At 72.6% G+C, this 3,707-nt stretch carries 4 protein-coding genes; 2 read left to right on the forward strand and 2 right to left on the reverse strand.

The window, feature by feature from the left end; genetic code table 11:
• Window positions 1–210 precede the first annotated feature (210 nt).
• The gene (gene purH / locus KBX37_RS33470; RefSeq protein WP_210779824.1) at window positions 211–1,782 is read right to left on the reverse strand and encodes a bifunctional phosphoribosylaminoimidazolecarboxamide formyltransferase/IMP cyclohydrolase; all 1,572 of its coding nucleotides are present in this window, start codon (window positions 1,780–1,782) and stop codon (window positions 211–213) included.
• Window positions 1,779–2,399, reverse strand: coding sequence for a phosphoribosylglycinamide formyltransferase (purN, locus tag KBX37_RS33475; protein ID WP_210779825.1), 621 nt, complete (start codon window positions 2,397–2,399; stop codon window positions 1,779–1,781). The genes purH and purN overlap by 4 nt, the downstream gene beginning before the upstream one ends.
• A gap of 176 nt (window positions 2,400–2,575) precedes the next feature.
• Between purN and KBX37_RS33480 the strand changes: the two genes are divergently transcribed.
• Complete coding sequence (locus KBX37_RS33480) at window positions 2,576–2,881, forward strand: CD225/dispanin family protein (RefSeq protein WP_210779826.1); 306 nt, start codon at window positions 2,576–2,578, stop codon at window positions 2,879–2,881.
• 26 nt (window positions 2,882–2,907) lie between these two features.
• Window positions 2,908–3,546: a DUF4190 domain-containing protein gene (locus tag KBX37_RS33485; protein ID WP_210779827.1), complete on the forward strand. Its 639-nt coding sequence runs from the start codon at window positions 2,908–2,910 to the stop codon at window positions 3,544–3,546.
• The last annotated feature ends 161 nt before the right edge of the window (window positions 3,547–3,707 follow it).

Genomic DNA, 3,707 nt, shown 5'->3' on the forward strand with positions numbered 1-3,707 from the left:
CCTCGACGAAGTCGCCCACGAACTGAACACCCGCCCCCGCCAGACGCTGAGCTGGGCAACCCCAACCCAGCGCCTGGCTCAACTCATCGCGCCCTGACGATTGCACTCACCACTTGACGCCGCCCCGCGGTGCCGGGCAACAACTTCATGATCCACAGGTCAGTGGGGGGCGGGCCGGCGGGGGGCGCGTGGCACCGGCGGTGTCGTCGGTCAGTGGAAGAAGTGCCGCGTGCCGGTGAGGTACATGGTCACGCCGGCCTCCTTGCAGGCGGCGATGACCTCCTCGTCGCGGATCGAGCCGCCGGGCTGCACGATCGCGCGTACCCCCGCCTCGATGAGGATCTTCGGGCCGTCGGCGAACGGGAAGAACGCGTCCGAGGCGCAGACCGCGCCGCGGGCCCGCTCGACGCCGGCCCGGTCGACCGCCAACCGTGCCGAGTCCACCCGGTTGACCTGCCCCATGCCGACCCCGACGGTGGCGCCGTCCTTCGCCAGCAGGATCGCGTTGCTCTTCACCGCGCGGACCGCCCGCCAGGCGAAGGCCAGATCCCGCAGGGTGGCCTCGTCGGCGGGGTCGCCGGTGGCCAGCCGCCAGTTCGCCGGGTCGTCGCCCTCGGCGTCGACCTTGTCCCGCAGCTGCACCAGGACACCGCCGGTGACCTGTCGCCACTCCGCCGGCAGCGGGTCGAAGGCCGGAGCGCGCAGCAGCCGGATGTTCTTCTTGGCCTGCAGGATCTCCGCCGCGCCCTCGTCGTACCCGGGGGCGACCACGACCTCGGTGAAGATCTCGGCCACCTGCCGGGCCATCTCGACGCTGACCGGCCGGTTGACGGCGATCACCCCGCCGTACGCCGACACCGGGTCGCAGGCGTGCGCCCGGCGGTGCGCCTCGGCCACGTCCGCGCCGACCGCGATGCCGCACGGGTTGGCGTGCTTGATGATCGCCACCGCCGGCTGGCCGGTGAAGTCGTTCGCGGCCCGCCAGGCCGCGTCGGCGTCGACGTAGTTGTTGTAGGACATCTCCTTGCCGTGCAGCTGCTCGGCCTGGGCCAGGCCGGCGGGGCTGGACGGGTCGGCGTAGACGGCCGCCGCCTGGTGCGGGTTCTCCCCGTAGCGCAGCACCGTCCGGCGGCGCAGGCTCAGCCCGGCGAACTGCGGCCACCCGTCGGCGGCCGGAGCCAGCGTGGTGGCGAACCACTCGGCCACGGCGACGTCGTACTCGGCGATGTCGGCGAAGGCGCGGGCGGCGAGCGCCCGACGCTGCGCCAGCGTGAAGCCGCCGTCGGCGAGGGCGGCCACCAGGGCCGGGTACGCCGCCGGGTCGGTAACCACCGCGACCGACGCGTGGTTCTTGGCGGCGGCCCGGACCATCGCCGGCCCGCCGATGTCGATCTGCTCCACGCACTCGTCCTGGCTCGCGCCGGAGGCGACCGTGGCCTGGAACGGGTAGAGGTTGGAGACCAGCAGGTCGATCCCGGCGACGCCGTGCTCGTCGAGCTGGGCGGCGTGGGTGTCCTTGCGGAGGTCGGCCAGGAGACCCCCGTGGATCTTCGGGTGCAGGGTCTTCACCCGGCCGTCGAGGATCTCCGGGAAGCCGGTCACCTGCTCGACCGGGGTCACCGGCACCCCCGCGCCCGAGATGGTGGACGCGGTGCTGCCGGTCGAGACGATCTCCACCCCGGCGTCGTGCAGGGCCCGGGCCAGCTCGACCAGGCCGCTCTTGTCGTAGACGCTGACCAGTGCCCGCCTGATCGGGCGACGCTCGTCCTGAGTGGTACTCACGGGACCGTGACCTTTCTTCCGGTGATCGTCCAACCTTCGCGGACCAGCCGGCCGACCTGCTCGACGAGCTGGCGCCGCTCGGCCTCCTTGATGCGCTCGGTGAGCGTCTCCGCGTCGTCGTCGTCGCGTACCGGCACGGCGACCTGCGCGACGATCGGGCCGGTGTCCATCCCGGCGTCGACGAAGAAGAGCGTGGCCCCGGTGATCTTGACGCCGTAGGCGAGCGCGTCCCGGGGGCCGTGGATGCCGGGGAACGCCGGCAGCAGGGTGTTGTGCGTGTTCAGGTAGCGGTCACCGAAGGCGGCCAGGAAGTGCGGCCCGACCAGCTTCAGGAAGCCGGCCGAGATCACCAGGTCGGGTCGGTGCTCGGCGACGTGCGCGGTGAGCGCGAGGTCCCAGTCCTCCCGCGACGGGTGGTCCTTGACCCGGTCGACGAAGGTCGGCACCCCGGCGGCGGCGGCCCGGTCCAGGCCGGCGATCCCGTCGCGGTCGGCGCCGACGGCCACCACCCGGGCCCCGTACGCGGGGTCGGTGGTGGCGTCGAGCAGCGCCTGGAGGTTGCTGCCGGAGCCGGAGACGAGGACGACGAGGCGGGCGACGGACGCGGGCTCGGTCACGCGGCCACCCTATCGGGCAGGTCAGGACTCCCAGCGATCGGGCAGCGGCGATTCGGGTGATCACGCGAGTGGCACGTACGCGATACGCTGCCCGTCGCTCGGTGGCTGCCGTCCGGCCCGCCGCCGCACCCTTCAAATGATCAGGCACGGACAGTGCCGACGGAGCGAGGAGCACCATGCAGCCCGGTTACCCCAACCCCGCGCAGCAGCCGCCGATCAACAACAACATGACGATGTCCATCGTGGCCATCTTCTTCTTCTGGCCGCTGGCCATCCCGGCCATCATCAACGCCTCCAAGGTCAACCCGCTGCTCCAGCAGGGTGACTACGCGGGCGCCCAGGCGGCGGCGAACGAGTCGAAGAAGTGGTCGAAGTGGGCCATCATCATCGGCGTCGTCTGGCTCGTGATCGTCCTGCTGTGCTGCCTCGCCGGTGGTCTGGCCGGGATCATGGGCTCCGACACCAGCACCAGCAGCTACTGACGATCACCGACTGAGGAGCATCCGCCATGCAGCCCGGACCCCCCGGTCAGGACCCGTACGGCCAGCAGCCCCCGCACGACCCGTACGGCCAGCCCACCTCCGGGCAGCCCTACGGGCAGCCGTACGGGCAGCCGCAGGACCCGTACGCTCAGCCCCCGCAGGCGCCGTACGGGCAGCAGCCGCACGATCCGTACGCCCCGCCGCCGCAGGCCCCGTACGGCCAGCAGCCCACCTCGGGCCAGCCGTACGGGCAGCCGGTCTCCGGTGACCCCTACGGCCAGCCCACCTCGGGCCAGCCCTACGGGGCGCCGGGCCAGCCGTACGGGCAGCAGCCCTACCAGGATCCGTACGGCCAGCAGCCCTACGGCATGCCGGCGTACCCGAACGCGGGCTACCCGCAGCCCCAGGGTCAGCAGAACACGCTGGGCCTGGTGTCGATGATCCTGGGCATCGTCTCCATCCCGATGGTCTGCTGCTACCTCGGCATCCCGCTGGGCATCGCCGCGGTGATCACCGGATGGCTGGGCCGGCAGAAGGCGGCCCAGGGGCTGGCCAACAACGGCGGTCAGGCCCTCGCGGGTCTGATCTGCGGCGGGATCGGTCTGGCGCTGGGGATCCTGCAGATCGTGGCGGTCGCCGCCGGCATCGCCATGCCGAACTCCTGAGCCGACACCCGGAAGGGGCGTCCCGGATCTCCGGGGCGCCCCTTCCGTCGTCCCGGCCCCGCGCGCGCCGGTCGCTGTGGGGACACGTCGCACGCGGCAGCAGCCGGGTGCGCGGCCCAAGCGCGGGTGAGCGGCCCGGGCGTGGGTCAGCGGGTCAGGGG

It is taken from the genome of Micromonospora sp. U56, from assembly GCF_018070095.1.
In the GTDB taxonomy this organism is placed as follows: domain Bacteria; phylum Actinomycetota; class Actinomycetes; order Mycobacteriales; family Micromonosporaceae; genus Micromonospora; species Micromonospora purpureochromogenes.

Bases quoted from the DNA above. Each gene is read 5' to 3' on its own strand.
- KBX37_RS33480 (WP_210779826.1), top strand. From the start codon at position 2,576: ATGCAGCCCGGTTACCCCAACCCCGCGCAGCAGCCGCCGATCAACAAC.
- KBX37_RS33485 (WP_210779827.1), top strand. From the start codon at position 2,908: ATGCAGCCCGGACCCCCCGGTCAGGACCCGTACGGCCAGCAGCCCCCG.